This is a genomic window from Terriglobales bacterium, assembly GCA_035651655.1.
Lineage (GTDB): Bacteria > Acidobacteriota > Terriglobia > Terriglobales > Acidobacteriaceae > DASRFG01.
In genome coordinates, this window is sequence record DASRFG010000028.1 from 67,317 (window position 1) to 86,619 (window position 19,303).

15 protein-coding genes are annotated in these 19,303 nt (G+C 55.9%); 11 read left to right on the top strand and 4 right to left on the bottom strand.

Going from position 1 to position 19,303, the window contains the following annotated elements; all coding sequences use genetic code 11:
• Positions 1-22: 22 nt before the first annotated feature.
• Entirely contained in the window at positions 23-1,528 is a 1,506-nt protein-coding gene (trpE, locus tag VFA76_14020) for an anthranilate synthase component I (protein HZR32957.1), read from the bottom strand.
• Between the two features lie 257 nt (positions 1,529-1,785).
• Here trpE and VFA76_14025 point away from each other — a divergent pair, with 257 nt between their 5' ends.
• The 4 genes from VFA76_14025 to amrA all read left to right on the top strand — a co-directional run bounded on the left by VFA76_14025 (position 1,786) and on the right by amrA (position 5,484).
• On the top strand, positions 1,786-2,610 hold the full coding sequence (locus tag VFA76_14025; protein ID HZR32958.1) for an MBL fold metallo-hydrolase: 825 nt from the start codon (positions 1,786-1,788) through the stop codon (positions 2,608-2,610).
• Between the two features lie 200 nt (positions 2,611-2,810).
• Positions 2,811-4,076 (top strand): Glu/Leu/Phe/Val dehydrogenase, encoded by a 1,266-nt coding sequence (locus tag VFA76_14030; protein ID HZR32959.1) that lies wholly within the window; start codon positions 2,811-2,813, stop codon positions 4,074-4,076.
• 147 nt (positions 4,077-4,223) lie between these two features.
• Complete coding sequence (gene pgsA, locus VFA76_14035) at positions 4,224-4,874, top strand: CDP-diacylglycerol--glycerol-3-phosphate 3-phosphatidyltransferase (GenBank protein ID HZR32960.1); 651 nt, start codon at positions 4,224-4,226, stop codon at positions 4,872-4,874.
• Positions 4,858-5,484, top strand: coding sequence for an AmmeMemoRadiSam system protein A (gene amrA / locus VFA76_14040; GenBank protein ID HZR32961.1), 627 nt, complete (start codon positions 4,858-4,860; stop codon positions 5,482-5,484). The genes pgsA and amrA overlap by 17 nt, the downstream gene beginning before the upstream one ends.
• Before the next feature lie 93 nt (positions 5,485-5,577).
• On the opposite strand, the gene VFA76_14045 is transcribed toward amrA, so the two are convergent.
• Positions 5,578-6,588: a hypothetical protein gene (locus VFA76_14045; GenBank protein HZR32962.1), complete on the bottom strand. Its 1,011-nt coding sequence runs from the start codon at positions 6,586-6,588 to the stop codon at positions 5,578-5,580.
• A gap of 285 nt (positions 6,589-6,873) precedes the next feature.
• On the opposite strand from VFA76_14045, the gene aroE reads away from it, so the two are divergent.
• The 6 genes from aroE (at position 6,874) to VFA76_14075 (ending at position 14,462) form a co-directional block, all read left to right on the top strand.
• Positions 6,874-8,427 carry a shikimate dehydrogenase gene (gene aroE, locus VFA76_14050; protein HZR32963.1) on the top strand — a complete coding sequence of 518 codons (1,554 nt, stop codon included), beginning with the start codon at positions 6,874-6,876 and terminating at the stop codon, positions 8,425-8,427.
• A 154-nt stretch (positions 8,428-8,581) separates the two neighbouring features.
• Positions 8,582-9,322, top strand: a complete 741-nt coding sequence (locus VFA76_14055; protein HZR32964.1) for a GvpL/GvpF family gas vesicle protein — start codon at positions 8,582-8,584, stop codon at positions 9,320-9,322.
• A gap of 72 nt (positions 9,323-9,394) precedes the next feature.
• A complete protein-coding gene (locus tag VFA76_14060; protein ID HZR32965.1) occupies positions 9,395-11,044 on the top strand; it encodes an ATP-binding protein in 1,650 nt (549 codons plus the stop codon).
• Between the two features lie 238 nt (positions 11,045-11,282).
• Complete coding sequence (locus tag VFA76_14065) at positions 11,283-12,752, top strand: sigma-54 dependent transcriptional regulator (protein ID HZR32966.1); 1,470 nt, start codon at positions 11,283-11,285, stop codon at positions 12,750-12,752.
• 632 nt (positions 12,753-13,384) lie between these two features.
• A complete protein-coding gene (locus tag VFA76_14070) occupies positions 13,385-13,753 on the top strand; it encodes a TraR/DksA family transcriptional regulator (GenBank protein ID HZR32967.1) in 369 nt (122 codons plus the stop codon).
• Positions 13,754-13,916: 163 nt separating this feature from the next.
• On the top strand, positions 13,917-14,462 hold the full coding sequence (locus VFA76_14075; protein ID HZR32968.1) for a DUF1264 domain-containing protein: 546 nt from the start codon (positions 13,917-13,919) through the stop codon (positions 14,460-14,462).
• A gap of 115 nt (positions 14,463-14,577) precedes the next feature.
• On the opposite strand, the gene VFA76_14080 is transcribed toward VFA76_14075, so the two are convergent.
• Positions 14,578-17,535, bottom strand: coding sequence for an AsmA family protein (locus VFA76_14080; protein HZR32969.1), 2,958 nt, complete (start codon positions 17,533-17,535; stop codon positions 14,578-14,580).
• 149 nt (positions 17,536-17,684) lie between these two features.
• A complete protein-coding gene (locus VFA76_14085) occupies positions 17,685-18,188 on the bottom strand; it encodes a redoxin domain-containing protein (GenBank protein HZR32970.1) in 504 nt (167 codons plus the stop codon).
• A 185-nt stretch (positions 18,189-18,373) separates the two neighbouring features.
• Between VFA76_14085 and VFA76_14090 the strand changes: the two genes are divergently transcribed.
• The gene (locus VFA76_14090; protein ID HZR32971.1) at positions 18,374-19,291 is read left to right on the top strand and encodes a redoxin domain-containing protein; all 918 of its coding nucleotides are present in this window, start codon (positions 18,374-18,376) and stop codon (positions 19,289-19,291) included.
• Positions 19,292-19,303 lie beyond the last annotated feature (12 nt).

Here is a 19,303-nt window from a genome sequence, read left to right on the forward strand (position 1 = left end):
CACCTACTCAGGCGTGTGCCTGTTAGAGGCCGGCTCTCGCCAATTCCACCGCCTTTAGCAGCGCTTGCGCCTTGTTGGAGGATTCCTCGAACTCGCTTTGCGGGTCGGAGTCCGCGACGATACCCGCGCCGGCTTGCAAGTAGGCGCGCTTGCCTTTCAATAACATCGTGCGGATAGCGATGCATGAATCGAGGTTTCCGGCGAAGTCAGCATAAAGCACTGATCCGCCGTATATTCCGCGACGCACGGGCTCCAGCTGCTCAATGATTTGCATGGCCCGCACCTTAGGCGCGCCGGTGAGGGTGCCGGCGGGAAAGCACGCGGCGAAGGCATCCAGAGCGTCCAGTTCTGGCCGGAGCCTGCCCTCAATCGCAGAGACCAGATGCATGACGTGCGAGTAACGCTCCACATACATCAGATCCCGCACCTGCACCGAGCCGTATTCACTGACCCGACCGACGTCGTTCCTGCCCAGGTCTACCAGCATGACGTGTTCGGCACGTTCCTTTTCGTCGGTCCGCATTTGTTGCTCCAGTCGCTGGTCTTCAGCTTCATCCCGGCCACGTGGGTGGGTGCCGGCAATGGGACGATACTCGAGCTTGCGGCCGCCCACTCGCACCAGCATCTCCGGTGAGGAACCGAGCACATGCAAAGGTTCTTTGCTGGCGCCGGATTTGGCGTCGAGATCGGCGAATCGCAGGAAGTACATATACGGCGAGGGATTCACCATGCGCAATGCGCGATAAAGATCAAAGGGAGGCGCTCCCGGATGGAACTCCAGGCGCTGCGATAGCACTGCCTGAAATATGTCGCCGGCAAAAATGTATTCCTTCATACGGCGGACGTTGCCCAGGAAAGTCTCGCGGCTGGTGTTTGATCGTACCTGCAGGTTGCCGGCTGACGGACGACGCTTCTGGGCGGCGCGAAATCCACCGGCCAGCTTTTTTTCAAGCATGGCGATATCACGGAGCGCTCGCTCGTAGGCACGCCGCGGACTTTCAGCGGTGACATCGGCCGCCGCTATGATCTGGATTTGGTGGCGCACGTGGTCGAACGCCAACAAGCGGTCGAAGAACATGAGCACACAATCGGGAATGTGCAGATCGTCCTTGGCATGTTCCCCAATGTTTTCCAGATGACGCACTACGTCGTAAGAAAAGTAACCCACCGCTCCTGCTGTGAAGGGAGGCAGCTCTGGCATAGTCGCCGGCCGATGCTGACGCAAAAGTTGCTGCACCGTCTCGAATATATTTCCGGTGCGCCGCTCGCGCTTACGGCCACGAACTATGGTGATCTCATTACCCCGGGCCTGCACCTGCATGTAGGGACGCGCGCCCAGAAAGGTGTAGCGGCCAATCTTCTCTCCGCCTTCAACCGACTCCAGCAGAAAGACGCCGGGCTCGTCGGCTGCGATGGCCGAGAACGCAGACACAGGCGTCAGTAAATCAGCTGTCACCGATTTGGCCACGGGTACTAGTGTGGAGTCCCGGGCCAGCCGAAGGAATTCCTGATAATTGGGACGCAGCATGAATTGGAAGCAGTATTCTCGCGAGCCGTAAAAGATGCCATAGCGGGCAAGAGGTGGCCATTATATGTGGGTTCCGCTTTGGAACTGTGCCGCGGGTCTCTGTGCTTACGATACCATCGATCAACCCTCGTATATTCAGCAACTTACAGTCATCCATTTCAGCGGCCACCCTTTGGCACGTGCACTCTCGGTAATTGACGAAGCCTTGAACACAGAGGAAGATGAGCAAACCTAACCACCCGTCCGCGCGGAGGCGCATGCTAGTTAGATTCTGGGGAGTACGGGGCTCTACCCCCACGCCCCAAACCGAGAATATGCGTTATGGGGGCAATACCTCCTGTGTCGAGGTGCGCCTGAACGACCATCTGTACGTTTTTGATTGCGGAACAGGTTTCCGTAATCTGGGCAAACACCTGAACGCCAACGGCGCGGGCGTCAACGCTCACATATTCATCTCCCATTTTCATTGGGACCACATCCAGGGTATTCCGTTCTTCCGTCCGCTTTATGAGGGAACTGACAACCGATTTATTTTTTACTCCTCGAAGCGCCGGCGCGGCTTGCAGCGGCTCCTCGAAGATCAGATGGAAGATCCATATTTTCCGGTGGACATGAGTCAAATGGCTGCCAGGCGCGACTTCCGCGATATCCCGGACGGCCCCATGTCAATGCCGCATTGCACCATCCATACCAAGTGGCTCAATCATCCCCAGGGCAGCCTCGGATTTCGTCTTGAGAGCAAGGATGGTGTTCTGGTTTATGCCACTGACAATGAGCCTGGGCATCCTGTCTTCGATAAAGAAGTCCGCAAACTGGCAGAAGGCGCTGACATTCTGATTTACGACGCACAATATCTTCCCGACGAATACGAAACTCAGCGCCGCGGTTGGGGCCATAGTCACTGGCGCGAGGCTGTCAACATCGTGTTGGAAAGCGGAGCCAAGGAGCTGGTGTTATTCCATCACGACCCCGACCATGACGACGCCTGCATCGACCGCATCGTCAACGAAGCCAGCAACTACTATCCGCGAGTGCGAGCAGCGGCCGAAGGCATGGAGATCAGAGTCGGGCGCTTAGGTTGAGAAGCGCTTACAGCTTGAAAGACCGGCCGTGCGCTGTCGTATCCCCATCGCCACGGGTTACTTTGTATATCCACAAACGTTATTCGTTACCGTCTCTAGCTTGCCTCTACCTCCGGCACCTTCGTATACTGCATCGTTTGCCTGAACGGACTACACTGGAGTTCTACCCAGCGTTATAGCTGCACTAATGGGAGATCATGATGAAGACTCTCGCCCTGGAACAGGAAATTAATCCCTGGGAAGCGCAGGCGGCGCGTTTTGATCTCGCCGCCATGAAGCTCAACCTCGACGAAGGTCTCTGGAAGGTCCTGCGCTATCCCAACCGCGAGATCATCGTCCACATTCCGGTAAGTATGGACAATGGGCGGCTGGAAGTTTTTACCGGGTTTCGCGTGCAACACTCCATCGCGCGCGGTCCGGCCAAAGGCGGAGTGCGCTATTCACCTGACGTAACCCTCGATGAGGTCCGAGCTCTGGCTAGCTGGATGACCTGGAAGTGCGCCGTAGTCAATATTCCTTTTGGCGGGGCCAAAGGGGGGATTATTTGCGACCCGCAAAAGATGTCCATGGGAGAATTGGAGCGGATGACCCGCCGTTATACCGCTGAGCTGGTGGAATTCATCGGCCCCGAGAAGGACGTTCCCGCGCCTGACATGAATACCAACGAACAGACAATGGCGTGGATGATGGACACTTACTCCATGCACATGCGGCAGACAGTGACCGCGGTTGTCACCGGCAAGCCGCTGAGCATGGGCGGATCGCAAGGGCGCCTGCAAGCCACCGGACGCGGCCTGATGGTGATCTGCGACGAGGCCCTGAAGAAGCTCAACATGGTGCGCGAGCAAACGCGAGTGGTCATTCAGGGATTCGGTAATGTGGGCTCCAATGCCGCGCGCCTGATGCACGAGCGCGGCTACAAAATCATCGGCATAGCCGAATGGGACGGCGGACTTTATAACCCGAACGGCATAGACATTGAAGCGCTTGTGGAATACAAAAAACGCAACCGCACCATCCACGGATTTCCCGGCGCGGAGCCGTATGATTCAGCCGCCCTGTTGGTCACAGACTGCGACATCCTCATTCCCGCCGCTACGGAGAACCAGATCTCCAGTCGCAATGCCGATAAGGTTAAAGCTCGCATCCTGGTCGAAGGGGCGAATGGACCCACAACCGCCGCGGCCGACGACATCCTCGGCGATAAGAGAGTATTTATCGTCCCGGACATTCTGGCCAACGCCGGCGGTGTGACCGCCTCCTATTTCGAGTGGGTACAAGATCGCCAGGGTTACTTCTGGAAAGAATCGGTGGTTAACGAGCAGCTTGATCACATCATGCGCTCCTCGTTCGATGACGTAGTGCAGTACGCTGAAGCCCATAACGTCAACAATCGTATTGCGGCATATATGCTGGCGATTGATCGCGTCGCTTCCACCATCAAAGTGCGGGGAATCTACGCCTAAGCGTTGGGACTAAAGTACGTTGATCGGGAGTATTGGTTCCAACCCTAAAACCCATTTCGCAGGCCCACTCGCCGACAGGTTTGTTCTTTCCCCGCTTAATTGCTTTCCCTCACTGGGGTGGAGGATAATTTACCAGCAGTTTGTGCTGTGAATCTGCCCAACTACATCACGTTGACCCGGATCTTCAGTGTTCCAGTACTGATCTGGCTTCTCTCCAGCAGCCGCTTCAATGGCAGCAATGGTGAAAGAGAACTGCTGGCCTCGGCGATGTTTATCGCGGCCTCGCTGACCGACATGATGGACGGCTTCCTCGCCCGCCGTCGGGGCCAGATTACAACCATGGGCATGTTGCTCGATCCGCTCGCCGATAAGCTGCTGGTGGCCGCGGCATTTGTCACTTTGGTGCAGTTCAACCCGCGCGTGGTTCCTGCCTGGATGGCGGTGGTGATCATTGGGCGCGAGTTCCTGGTCAGTGGATTGCGCTCGATTGCCGCCTCGGAGGGCTTCACCATTGAAGCCAGCGACCTTGGAAAATTCAAGATGGTGGTGCAAATCGTCGCCGTGGTGGCGGCGATTCTCGACCACCACTGGCCGATTTTGTACCTGCGCAACAACCTTGTGTTTCCGGTTGAGGTGATTGCTCACACCGCCATTTGGTTCATGGTGGTGCTATCGCTGGTTTCCGCCGGCGACTATTTTGCGGCTTTTTGGTCGAAGATTGATCGCCACGTGGTCAAGAGGAAGCGACGGGCTTTCATTTTGAGCCGCCGCCGCAAACGCGATGTCGCTGCCACCTGAAGACCGCTCTTATAAAGCAGGGCGTGTGGGTATAAGCCAGCTTGCCGTCCCAGCCATTGCCGATCCAGACCCGCAGTACTCCCCCGAAGAAAGACTCTCCCTGATACGCCTTGCGCGAGAAGCTATATTGTCTTCCCTGGAACAACGGGACGTGGTCCTTCCTGGGACAGCTGGCCGTCTCCAGGAACCGCGCGGCGCTTTCACGACCTTATATCTGGAAGGAGAGGTGCGCGGCTGCGTGGGATACGTTTATCCGGTTGCGCCGCTAGTGCAAACCATAGTTGAAACGGCGCGGGCAGCAGCCTTCCAGGATATGCGCTTTTTACCGGTGACGCCAGACGAAGCCACCCGGTTGAAGATCGAGATCTCCGTGCTTTCGCGTCTGGTTCAAGTCACGGCGGAGGAGATCGTTCTCGGCAAGCACGGGCTTCTCCTGTCGTTTGGCACCAGCCGAGGCCTGCTGTTGCCACAGGTGCCTATTGAGCATGGCTGGGACCGCGTCACATTTCTGCAGCAGGTCTGCCGTAAAGCCGGTCTGGGAAGCGATGCCTGGCAGCATGGCGCGATCCTGGAGGCCTTTACCGCGGAAGTATTCGGCGAGCACGAATAGCCGAGCTAAAGCGGCTGCCTAAACACAACAGCGGACCAGCGCCGAATAGGCTTCGACTGTCTCTGGTCCGCGTTACAGCAAGTCAGATCAATGTCACTTTTGGACTGGAGTTTCGTCCGAGACTGATGCTGTCGCCGGCGGAGTGTCTTCCAGTTCGACGCCATCGCCTACGTGGATGTCCTCCAGAGCAAAGGTGATCATTCCAGTCGCGCTGGTGGGAGTGGTGCTTAGGATGATCATCTCTCCCATGGCGCGGCGCGGCATATCTTTTACATGAACCACAGGGCCCTTGCTTCTCTTCCACCAGGCCGATTCCACTGAGGGCGGATGCATCTGTGTGTCTTCAGCGTAGGAAGCCTTGAAAGAAAGAGAGTCGACGGGATCCTCGAGGTCCTCGATATAGTCGCGGGTGATGCGGAAATAATCGCCGACTTTAACGCCTTTATCGGCGCCCACCGTCAAGTACGCTTTCCTGCCAGTGCCGAGGAAATTGTCGAAGTCTTTGCCCAGAACGATCTGACCGCTAGTCTTGCCGCTAGGCGGAGAAAAACGGTCAAAGCGAAGCGGGTTGCGGTACGAGACCTGCTGCCTCTCTGCAAGAGCAATCACCTGGTCTCCGACCACGATCGGCTCGCAACTAAAATCGAGTAATGCGATCGCCATATTGTGCCGGGTATCTATGACGCGAGCGTGCCCGAGCTCAGCATACGGTTGGCCGGTAGCGCTCAATAGCTTGAACTGGCCGGGAAACATTTCATACCGGTTGGGATCCACCAGCTCACGTATGATCGCTACCCGGTCGCCCTCTTTAAATTTGCTGCCGCTCAGGTAGATGACTTCATTCTTCACGAACTTGGTGGCGTGTGGAGAGTGCAATCCGCCGGCGACAAATGTGTCGTGCGGAACATCTTGTTTAGTGATGAATCCCGCGCAGTACAGATCTTCATAGGTTGGGGTTTGGACACGTTCCACGGGATGGGTATTCGCTGAGGTTGAGACTCCCGCTAGTTGGTCCTGAGAAGTCGTGACATCCGGAGTTGGGCCGGATTCCTGCCCCAGCGAGACTCCCACCAGCAGAAGTACCCAGAAAACTGTCTTCGTCATGTATCCTCCCCTTCGCACAGCCCCTCGTGAGCCCTGTCCGACAAGAACCATTTAGCTCCAAAACCAAGAAATGGCGTGTCTTACACGGACGTTAGCAAGGCAGTACGGGTGGGTCAAGGTTACGCAGGTGATAGGAAAGGTACATGGGCGCTCGGAAACCCAGCTTGCAATGTTATTGCATCTGTCTTGTGGCACCTGTAATATCGCGCCCGACCTTAGAGCCGACGCCATCAGCCAATGAGTGCCGCCCAATCCAGTTACGTTCCTCGGATGCTACCCAACCACATGCCACGGCTTTGCGTCGCGCTGGCAGACGCGGATGTGGAAGGGCTATTTGACAAAGCGGAACTCTTGGTGCGCGATAACCCTTTTATTGAGTTGAGGTTAGATTACCTACCCCGACCGGCAACCGCGCTCCCCAAACTCAGACGTTTTCTTGATGCACACCCCGGGGCCCTGGTGGTCGCCACCTGTCGGCGGGCCATCAATGGTGGCAAGTTTCGCGGTTCGGTAGCCAGCCAGCTGGATCTGCTTTACAAAGCCGTCGCTAACGGCTGCCAACTGGTGGATGTGGAGTTGCAGAGTGCTGCGGCGGTCAAGCCTCGGGAGCTGCAACGCCTCCGCAGCCGAGGCGCACTCATCCTCTCGTTCCACGACTTTCGTGCTACCCGAAAATTGGCCGAAACCTTCCAGAAGATGACGAGCTTCGGCGCTGATTTCTACAAACTTGTTACTACCGCTACGACGCTTTATGACAACGTCGTGATGATGAAGTTTTTGGAGCAGAACGGTTCCCAGTATTCGGTAGTTGGCTTGTGCATGGGAGAGCAGGGGATCATCAGCCGCGTCCTGGGATTGAGAGCTGGCAGTGTTTTCACCTTTGCGTCGGCCGCTCCCGGTGAGGAGACCGCTCCCGGCCAGGTGTCAGCTCAGACCCTGCGCGATGTTTATCGCATTGAGCAAGTGGATGCGGCTACCAAGGTTTACGGTGTTGCTGGGGATCCCATAGGCCACTCCTTATCACCGCTGGTCATGAATACCGCCTTTCGGCGGGAGAATGTGAATGCCGTTTACCTGGCATTGCACGCCAAGAGCCTTGAGGACCTGCTGGCTTGCACCCGCGACATTCCCATCCAGGGTCTGAGCATAACCATGCCGTACAAAGAAGCCATTCTGAAGCACCTGGACAACTACGACGCGCACACCAAGAAGATCGGCGCGTGCAACACCGTGGTTCGTGGTGCGGATGGGAAGCTCTATGGTTTCAACACCGATGTTGCCGGCGTGCTGCGTCCCTTGGAGCTGCGCCTGCCCTTGCCCGGCGCTAAGGTGTTGGTAATCGGCGCTGGTGGCGCGGCTCGAGCTGCAGTTTTTGGCCTGAAGGAACGAGGCGTGGAAGTTTACATCTTGAACCGTACCCCGGCGGCTGCCCAGAAACTTGCTCGCCAGGCGCATGTTCGCTTCATTCGGCGCGCCGACCTCAAGAAGCTCAGCTTCGACGTCATTATCAATGCGACCCCGGTGGGAATGGGGAATTCCAAGGAGTCGCCACTGGGAGAAAAGGAGATCAACACCAAGTATCTCCTGGACATGGTGTACTCCCCTCCAGAGACCCAGCTTACGAGGCTCGCCCTTTCGAAGGGCGTTCAGGTGATACCCGGGATGGAAATGTTTGTCCATCAAGCGGCCCGTCAATTTGAGATATGGACGGGGAAACCCGCTCCCGCAGATGAAATGCAAAGGGTGGTTGCCCGAGCCGTTCTCGAGCCGAATATTCCAAATGGCATAGGGAAAAAAGGCGTCCGGGCGGTAATTCCTGTCTTTGAGAACACAAGATAGTTGCTATTTAGCTGCAATACGTTCTAAGATGCACCTTGGACGTGGCACTGTCCATCTCGTAGTATCTAGCCGCTTTCCCAGATTCGACCGTCGTCCTAGGATGTTAATTGCCGAAACGGTAGGTTTCGCTTCGGTCCTGAGCGGAGATAGAGTTATGGCGTGGTACGCATACTGCATCACCGAACAGCAGCTTCACAATGGCGCCCGCTCACGGCGCCCTTCTATTTTAGAAAGCATAACCGGAGTGGATGGCGCTCCCGTCCTCAGCTATCCCAGCGGTGAATTCGCGGTAATTGTCAGCGAGTACACGCGCAACGGGGAATTGGACAAAAAAGCCATCTTGGACCACGCCCGCGTGGTGAGCGCATGTTTCCGCACCATGACGGTGCTTCCTTTCCGCTTCGGTACGATTTTTGACTGCGACGACGCCCTTCGTCAGGCTGTACGCTCGAATCGCAAAGTCTTCTTCCAAAGTGTCCAACGGCTCCGCGGAAAGGCGGAAATGCACCTGAAACTTGTGGTGCATGACGGTTCTCTGCGCGAGGCCATGACGGAAGTCCAGCTCCCGGCAACGGTTGGGGGAGAATATCTGGTGAAGCTGCGGGAGAAGGCTGCGCATGAACGCGAGCGCCAAACCAAGGCACGAGCGTTATCGGTGCAGGTTCATCGCATGTTCAATCCCCTCGAAGAAGACGTTACCTGCAAGAAGGTGGATGCCGATGGAATGATGATTGACATCGCCCACCTCATTGATAACAAATCTGTACTTAAGTACCAAAACCGTTTCACTTCTGCCGCGAAGCAATTAAAGAACTGTGAATTAGTGATCAGCGGCCCGTGGCCTCCCTATCGTTTCCTGCCCGGGAAGTTGCGCACCGTTGCAGGCAGCAGCTAAATTAGACGTTAATGGTCGAAGCTGCATCATAGTCATGGGTACAGGTTTCGATCCTGCCAGGTCAGTTAAACCGTGATAGCTTCTTCCAAGGCAAGAATCCTAGTTGTGGATGATGATGCGGCAGTCCTTCTAACCACCAAAGCCATTTTGCAACTCGAAAATTATGAGGTCGAAGGCATCGGCGACGGTGCTGCGGCGCTGGACGTCATTCGGCAGCGCCACTTCGACCTGGTGCTGACCGACCTGAAGATGCCCGAAGTGGATGGGTTGGCGGTGTTGGCCGAAGTGCGCAAGTGCTCCCCAATGACTGTAACCGTAATGATGACCGGCTATGGTTCGGTAGATTCGGCCCTGGAAGCGGTCCGATTGGGCGCTTATGAGTATTTATTGAAGCCCATCGAGGTTGACGAACTGAAGCAGGCAGTGCGCCGCTCCCTGGAACGAAAGCGTCTATCGGAAATCGACACTCTCTATCGCGTCAGCGGGACGGTGACCCAGTCCCATGATGTTCGCGTGATTGCAAGCGAGGTCTCAGCCGCCGCGCGCGGTGTCCTGGGAGTGAGGCAGGTTTCGTTGCTGACCAGAAGCTACGGAAAGTGGCAGGAAGGTTCCGAGTCGCTGTGCCAAGCTCTAGAGGAGCCCGCCCTGCTGCATGTTCTGGAGCGTGGGTCGGTGATCACCGAACGCGATGAAGTAGCTCCACTTGCCCATTGGGCCGAGCATGCGGGTGCGCGTTCGTACGCGTTAGTGCCGGGAGTCGTCAACGAGCGGCTCGTGTGCGTGCTCTGCGCCGACAATGCGGGTGAGGCGTACGACTTTCATGCTTCTGCACAGCGCTTTTTGCAAGCCTTGGCTTGCCAGGCTGCTATGGCAGTGGAGAACGCCACCCTGATTGCTGAACTGCAGCGCAACAACGAAGAGCTGGGTGCAGCCAATGAGAAGTTGCGTCAATTAGATAAATTGAAGTCCAACTTCCTGAGCATAGCCACGCACGAGCTTCGCACTCCGCTTAGCGTGATTCTCGGCTATAACGCGATGCTGGCTGAAAGCCTGGAAGATCGCCTCGACGCCGCCGAAAAAGAGACCATGGTGGAGTCAATCGCCGCCTGCAAACGTCTGATACGACTGGTGAATTCAATGTTAGATATAAGCCAGATCGAATCCGGCAAGATGAAAATGAATTTTGCGGCTACCGATTTGCGCCAGCTGGTGAACGGCGTGGCTGCCCTGTTCCATCAGGCGGCCCGCGCTCAGCAGATCAGGTTAGGGGTGGAACTTCCATCTCGCATCCCCCGGGTTGAGGTGGATTCCGAACGCATCGAGCAAGTGTTAATCAATCTTGTAGGTAATGCCCTTAAATTCACTCCCGCGGGGGGAAATGTAACGATCCGCCTGCGTCATCACGTGGAGTCGCGGACGGTTGAAATCGGCGTACAAGACACGGGCATAGGTATCGCTCCGCAAGATCAAGTTCGGATCTTCGACGAATTTGCCCAGGTTCGTAATGATGAAGTCCACCCCATTTTGAGCAAGTCTGCCGATGCTCCGACCTCGCACAGAAGCGACGGTTCGGGCCTCGGTCTTGCCATTGCCAAACGGATAGTAGAGGCCCACCGGGGACAGCTACACCTGGCAAGTAGTCCCGGCGACGGTAGTACCTTCTCTTTTACCCTCCCCATAAGGTCCCGTGACGTGGGTTTTGGTAGCGCAGCTTCGGCCTGAATAGCTCCCGAGGAGCAGAACCTTAGAAATAGGCAACCTGATTCCAACTTGTGGAATCCAGTTACAATGAAAGCGGCCCTAGCACCCAAGAGTGGGTCGTCCAGCCCTAGCACCCAAAAGTGTGGTCGCCGGACTCCCTTGGATGCATATGGGGTCAAACGCCGGAATGGTTCAACAAAACCGCATTCTCAACGGCTACGGGGTTAAAACCGGCGTCGCGGCTCAGGGGGGTCCCTAATTGACTGATCAAAAAACGCGCGTGCTGATCGTTGACGACGATGGCACCATGTCCCGCTATCTTTCCTCTTATCTGACCCGACGCAACTTTGAGGTAAACACCGCGGCCAGTGGCGAGGAAGCGATCCGAATGTTTCGTTCCTTCGATCCTACGCTCGCGTTGCTGGACGTCAGCATGAGCGGCATGAGCGGCATTGAGACCTTGGAACGTATAAAGCAAATCAAGCCCGACGTGTCGGTGATCATGCTCTCCGGGCAAAACAATCCGGAATTGATCTTTCAGGCCTCAAAAATGGGGGCGGACGATTACATCAGCAAGCCCTTTGAGCCGAAGGAGCTCGATATACGCATCGCCAAGGTCCTCGATAAGCAGCGGCTTGTAACCGAGGTGACCCAGCTGCGCGAGCAGGTGCGAAGGCAGAGCGACTTTTCCATGCTTTACGGCAGCAGCGCAAAGATGGAAGAGGTGAAAATGACCATCGAGCAAGTGGCCGATACGACTGCCACGGTGCTCATCCGGGGTGAAAGCGGAACCGGAAAAGAAGTGGTTGCCCGCATGGTGCATTCGCTGTCGTCCCGGCACGATCGGCAATTTGTGAAAGTGAACTGTGCGGCTATCCCCAACGAATTGCTGGAAAGCGAACTGTTCGGCTATGAGCCAGGAGCCTTCACCGGCGCCAACCGGCAGAAACCTGGGAAGTTTGACCAGGCCAATACCGGGACGTTGTTTTTAGATGAGATCAGTGAAATGCATCCCGCCTTACAAGCCAAGCTGTTGCATGTTCTGCAGGATGGCGAGTTTTCCCGCCTGGGCGGCAAGCGCGACATTTCGGTAGACGTCAGAGTTCTGGCGGCCACTAACAAGGCCTTGGAACGCGCGGTACAGGAAGGTAGCTTCCGCGAAGATCTATTCTACCGGCTGAATGTCGTAAGCATTCACATCCCTCCGCTGCGGGAGCGCCGGGAAGAGATACCGATATTTCTGGAATTCTTTCAGCGCAAATACAGCGAACACTACGGCAAACAACCGCCGCCGTTCAGTGATAACGCAATCGGCCGCATGATGGAGTACACCTGGCCGGGTAACATCCGCGAACTGGAGAACCTGGTCAAGCGCTATGTGATCGTCGGCAATGAAGCCCAAATTTTGCGTGAGCTTTCCACTCATAAGCCGATCGTCTCTTCCTACGCGCAGACCGAACCGGCGATCCACCCGTCGTCAGCAGGCGAAGCCGTCTCTGGCAAGAATGGCTCCAATGGGGCCAGCGCAGAAGGCTTGTCGCTGCTGGAGATTGGCCGAAGAGCGGCCATGAAGGCCGAACAGGAAGCCATCGAAAAGGTGCTGCTGCAGACGCGCTGGAATCGGAGACAAGCGGCTAAAATCCTGAAGATCAGCTACAAGGCCTTGCTCAATAAGCTGAAATTAATGGAAGAGCAGAATCGGCCTTCAAGTGAGCAAACCCCTGCTTAGGTGTGGAACCGCTTTGCAACATGTTGTCATGCAACAGCCTGCTTGAGAGTTGCCCATTTACCCAAAACCCACCTAACTTTAATCTCAGCAATGACTTTGTTGGTCTGCGCTCCCCGTCAATGAGCTCCCGGTTTGGCGTCGTAAGTGCAACATACGGAAGCAATAAAAGAGGCCGTTCAACCGGAAATGACTTCAACTCTCTTCGTACTTTTTCAACAACTCCATGAAGGTTCTGCTTGGCAGAACCATAAGCATTGCCTTCCCTGACTTTCCCTCCCTCCCTTGCCTCTTTAAGGGCGGCCCTAGAAATAGGGCCGCTTTTTTTTCCCCCTGGAAAGAGTGCTAATAATCTCAAAACAGCGTCACCTCTGCCTTTGCCAAAAGAGAGACGCCATTTCACCCAAACCCTCGAAATAAGAAGCGTCACGTGATTTAGAACTGCGCATGGGTGGACATCAATTTGTGCGTGTCGTGGACGGCAGGAACGAACTGGTGGCACGATGCGGACGAAGTTCGTCCTCATCGATCAGCGCGTGATTTGACGCATGTCCCGACCGGCGAATATGATAATTCCTTAATCTCCAGTGGATAACTTCTTCTGAGAGGCGGCCTTTGGGCCGCCATTACAACGTATGGACAAGAAAAAGCTGGAAGCTTTCAAAAAACGGCTGGAAGAGCGACAGCAACAGCTGAAGCGCAATGTATCGCGCACCGAGCAGGACGGTCGAGCTGCCGACGAGGACTCGGCACAGGACATTGCCGACCGTGCGGCCAGCTCCTACAACAAGGAATTTCTGTTCCATCAGAGCAATAATGAGCGCCAGCTCCTGCAGATGGTGGAAGGGGCATTAAGCCGGATCCGGGAAGGCAGCTTCGGCGAGTGCATTTCCTGCGGCAAAGAAATCAATTCCAAGCGCCTGGAAGCTGTACCTTGGACGCGGCATTGTATCGAGTGCCAGGAAAAGCTGGAGCAGGGCCGGTTGGAAGAAGCTTCCCGCTAGTCATCTACTCTCCAAAAACCCAACAGTTCGGCTCGCTCACCGCGCCTTAGAGTTGTGGTCTTGACGGGCATCATCCTTTACGGTATTTTTGCCGCCGCTGATCGGCGGACAACGGCAGTCCCATACCCAATAGTCCTCGCAAAGAATTCACCGGAGGAACTCTATGAACAAGAACGTGTGCCTAGCTCTGATATGCGTGTCTACAGCGGTGCTGGCGGTTGGCCAAGAAGCTAAACAGCCAACACCGGCGGAGGGGTACACCGTGCACGTTACGGCACCCCACGTGGTCAATGGTCAAGTGATGGGTCCCTTTCATCACTATTGCAAGGTGCATTCCCCTGATCCAGTGATCGTGTGCTTGATCTATGACAGCGCTGAACCCAATGCCAGGCTAAGCCAGGTGGAATACATCATTGCCAAAAAAATCACTCGGGCCAATGTTTCGTTAAAAGAATGGAACCGCAATTGGCACGACCACCGGCTGGAGATCGCCACCGGTCGAGTACAGGTCCATGATCTCCCGGAGAACAAGGCGAAAGAAGTTGCGGACCTGGTGGCGACGACAGACGGCCTGATCTTCTCACTGTGGCCTGCTGGAGCAACCGTGCCTCCTGGAAAGGCCGTCAACGCGCAGTCGGTGGGCCATAAGCCGATAACGGCCGCAGAATTTAAATCCGGCGCAAAAGATGTAGCCGAAGGAAGTAAATAAGGATCGATAGACCGGGCGTTAGCAGCGCCCGGTCCTCGCTCAGGAATTCCTGAAGCTCAAGAAGCTTGCAGGCCATAGGGATTCCTCGCGGCCAAAGCCCTCTCGGAACGAGGAATTATTTTTGCGGCGGCGGCGGTTGTTGCTGCTTCTTTTTTCCGCCGAATACCTGGTTCAGCACGTTGTTAACAGCGTCTGCGTTAGGGTCCTGCTGCTGATTTTGTTGCGGCTGATTCTGCTGGGTTTGCGGGGTGGCCTGTTGCCCCCCTTGATTGCCCAGAATGTTGCCCAACACTCCGGAGACCATGCCGCCTGGATTTTTGCTGCTGGGCAGCAGGTGCTTCAGCTTCATCTGCGCCACCTGTTCAATGTCGGGCGCAAATTGTGGGTGCTGAAAGGTTCCGGTAACAATCACCGGAATCACCAGTTCGCCTTGATCGTTCTGTAGCGCAGTGTTCATGAATCCGCCTACAGAATTGCCGCCAACTTTCTGGGTAAACCATTTTGAGAGCACGACACTAAGGTGCAGGTTGATGCTTTGGTCAGCCAGGCCAACGGCACCGACTGCCCCCAGGCTGCCACCATCAATTGTGGCTTGCAGATCGTTGGTCTGTGCCACACCGTTCTTGATGTTGAAATGCCCGGCAAGTTTCATGATGTCGGTATATGGCTTCGCCTGCTGTTGGCCGTTGAGGAATTTCCCAATATTTCCGACCTCGCGCAGCAGGTCCATGCCCATGATCCGGCCTTTGCTAAGGTCGATTGCCGTCGCGCCATTCAGAGTGCGCGCGATTTCGGTGGAGGAAGCGGCGCTGAATCCCAACTGACCTTTGGTACTCAAGATGCCATAGAGTGTCTGCTTCAGCGATGAGACTGAGGACACCAGTTTGTTGGCATCGACATTTGAAAGCGTGGTATTGACGTTTACCGCCGGCGGGGTCTGGCGGGTATCAAGTATGACCGCGCCATTCTCCGTTCCTCCATAGAGCTGCGCGGTCAATGGCGCCATACGGATGAGACCGCGGTCCAGCGCGACATTTGAACGGACATTATTCAATATGAGCTGGTCGTTCATGATGGTGGCGACGTTGATGGTTCCGTTGCCGGTGATTTTCTGGAGAATGCCGGGCTGTGGCGCAGGCGCTGCATAGGCACTAGGCAGGATGCTCCAACCATGGTTCGAAGCGCGTTTGGCTGCCGGCGGATTTGCCGGAGAGGTTATCTGCTGCAGCTCCTGCACATTGATGCGATTTGCAGAAATATTGAATTGCACTTGCGGCGCGCTAAAGTTGCGGACGGTCAGATTGCCACTTGCGTCTGACTGGCCAAGAGCCGCAGTCAGGTTCTGCAGAATTGCCGAGTTTTGTGTGAACTGCAGGTCGGCGTTCCGCAGGTTCAATGGCTGCGTGAGTGACGGCGTTTTCAAGGTGGCGTTCCGCACATTGCCATTTCCGCTGAAGTTCATTGCAGAAGCATTCTTCAGGGGCCCGGTCGCATGGACGTTCAAGGTTAGAACTCCGCTGCCGCTCGCTCCAGCCAGCGCAGAGACCCCATAAGCCTTAGCGATGTTCAGCAGCTCGTTGATTTGAGCGTTGGCAGTACGCAAGGTGGCATCCACCGCCGGAGAAGGGCTGGTGTACTGCGCCAAGGTGACTTGCAGGGCTACATTGGTGCTGCCTGCCACTGCTGAGAATGGATTGGAGCGGACCTGGGTGGGAGTCAAGGTTAGATCCAAAGCATTGACGCTCACTGGTTGCGGCACATCCTTGCCGCTGATCTGCACATTCCGGGCTGAAAGTGTCCCGTTTAGAGCAGGCTGGCTGGTTGGGCCCTGTGCGTGAACGTCGGCAGTAAGTCTTCCGTTTATGGTGGTGCCCGGGTTGAATGCCACTCCGAAAGCTGAAGCCAGCCGGGCAATTTCAGAAATGGAAATATCTCCTGCCTTGAGCTGTAGGTTGACTTGCGCCGGGGTGGGCTTGGTGTCCATGGTGCCAGTGAGAGAAAGCGGAGCAGACCCCAAGCGCAACGAGCCTTTGGCTATGTTCAAGACGTCAGTGTTTAAGTTGTCGGTCACCTCATAATCGGCGCTAATGGGATAACCAACGTCCACGCCGCGGATGCGTGCCTTCTCCAGCTTGATTGAACCGTCAGAGGCCAGTTGGCCGGTCTGATTGTTTACGTGCATCGTGCCGGAAATCACTGCGTCCGTACCGGCGAGCGCGGGGGCATTCAGAAATTTTTGCGCCGCGTCCAAGGGGACCTGCTCCAGCTTCAGCGTGCCTTGGAATGGCGTGTTGATCATGTTGTCGCTATTGAGTGGGCCGCCGTGCCAATCCAGGTTGACGACTTGCTTGCCTGTGCCCGGCAAGTGCGCGGTCGCTGAAATCGAAAACGGCTCGTCCACAGCGAAGTTCTTAAGTTGAAGATCAATGTGGTCGTAGACTGCGCGCGACTGGTGTTTCTGGAAGTCTGTTAAGGCGATCTGGCCATCGGTCAGCCGCAGATTGTCCAGCGCAAACGCCTGTTGCGGCTGCTTCTGCGGTGGGTGAGCTGATGTGGTGGTGGCGGCAGGCTGGGATGGAGGCGCCTGCTTCGCATTACGCTGCGTCGGCGGCCGGGATGCATTGGGCTGGGTTGGGTTTTCGGCAGGAGCGGTGTGCTGGCTTGTACTCTGGTTTGCGGGTGCACTCTTGCCCAGAGTGGCGAAGTTCCACGCACCTTGCGCATTGCGAATCAGCTCCACATGCGGCCGAACCAGTTCCAGCGAGCTTATGGCGACTTCCTTATGAAGCAGCGGCAGCAGCTTGATCGCAACATCTAATTCCTGAGCTTGCGCAAACGGACGCGAAGCGGAGAACCGGGGATCGTCGCCGATGGTCACATCATCCACCCTGAACTTTGGGGGCAACAACCTGAGGTGCATGGTGCCCAAACTGACGGAACGGCCCAGCCTCTGCTGCAACTCCGCCTGGATCTTGTCATGATAAGTATTGACGTTTATGAAAGCAGGTGCGATCAGCAACACCAGGATGATGAGACCGATGAAAACGGCAATTCCGACTCCGAGTTTGCGCATAAAACCTTTCACACGGCTGCAACTTTGCCGTGTCCTTAGGAGTATAGGCTTTGAGGACGACTCCTCATTAGTTCGAGGGCTCAGGAAAAGGGCTGGTTGTCTGAGGAGCAGGCCGGCAGCAAGAGCCAGCTACTTTGTTTCCACTGAAATCAGGTTTTCACCGTTGAGTGAACCTTACGCAATGCCTCAATGATTTCTTCGTTTTCCGGGGTTTCATCCAACGGATAAGCCTTGCTGAAAGCAATCTTCCCCTCTTTGGACACAATGAACACGGCGCGTTCATTGATTCCGGGAATCGGCGGACCTTCGCGAAAAATGCCATATCGTCTTGCGACCTGCCCGTGAGGAAAGAAGTCACTGCACAGAGGAAAGTCAGTGAGGCCGATACTTTTTTTTTGCCACGCGATGTGACAAGGTACAGGGTCACAACTTATGCCCAGAACCTGGGCATCGAGTGCGGCGAACCTGATGAGATCAGCATTGAACGCCGGCACTTGCGCGGATCAAGTCGGGGTCCAGTCCAAAGGATGAAATGCCAGCACCACGTTCTTTCGGCCACGATAGTCGCGGAGCCGCACCGGAGAGATTTGTTCCCCGGTGCAGGCCAGCAATTCAAAGTCAGGCGCCACCTCTCCTACCGCCAGGGCGGGCATAGATCCTCACTCGCAGTGAAACAGGTAGTCAAAGGGACAGTTTAACAAACCATCAATGCGAGCTATGAGGTGCTCTGAGATAAAGAGGGAAAACAAAAGCTGTCCTATTCGGCATCGTATATGGAAAGACCGGAACTCGACGGGAAGCCGGCCACAGTTCTCATTTTCAGCTGACGGAGCCTTTCATGTTTGGATCCAAATACAACTATGATCGCTTCACGCGCAACGTGCTGCTGAAGGACGTTGCTACGCACAGATTTGGCGGCCCACAGGCGGGGGACAAGGCGCCAGATTTCAAAGTAAAGAGTTTGGATGGTGAGACTATCCAACTCAGTGATTTTCGTGGCAGCCAGAATGTGGTGCTCACTTTTGGATCGGCAACCTGCCCAGCGACCGCCGGCTCAATCCGCGGCCTGAACCAGCTTTACGATGAATATTCCGACGATGACGTGCAGTTTCTCTTCGCCTATGTACGCGAGGCGCATCCCGGCGATAAGCTGCCGGCGCACCGGTCAGACGGCGACAAAAAGGAAGCCGCGGAACTGCTGCGGGAAGAAGAAAACATTGAGATGCCGATTTTGGTGGACGATGTTGATGGCAGGCTCCACCGCAAATACGGCAGCATGCCAAACTCGACTTACATAATTGACAAGTCTGGCCGGGTGGCGTTCCGCTCACAGTGGACCCGCCCCAGTCGGATCCAAGCGGCCTTGGATGAACTGCTGGACCGACAGGAGGAAACTGGCGACGAGCATGTGATCGTGCGCGGCGGCGCGGACAATTCTGTTCCCATGCGCTACGGGCTCATGTATTCGCATCGGGCTTTAGGACGCGCCGGCGACTCTGCCGTGCAAGATTTTAAAGAAGCGATGGGGCGAAGCGGACGAGTGGCACTCGCTACCAGCCGAGTTGCGGAGCCGCTGGTCTTGAATCCGGGAAAGGCGTTCGCCGGCGCCGCGATTGCGGGAGGTGTGATTGTTGCGGCATTGCTAGCGGGCATCAGCCTGCGGCAACGACGCATGGCGATGCGCTCGCCCTACGACGTTCCGCGTCCTAAAAGGCGTGAACGCAGCACGGGTGAATACGAGGCAGTCGGAATCTAGCTTTAAAGACTA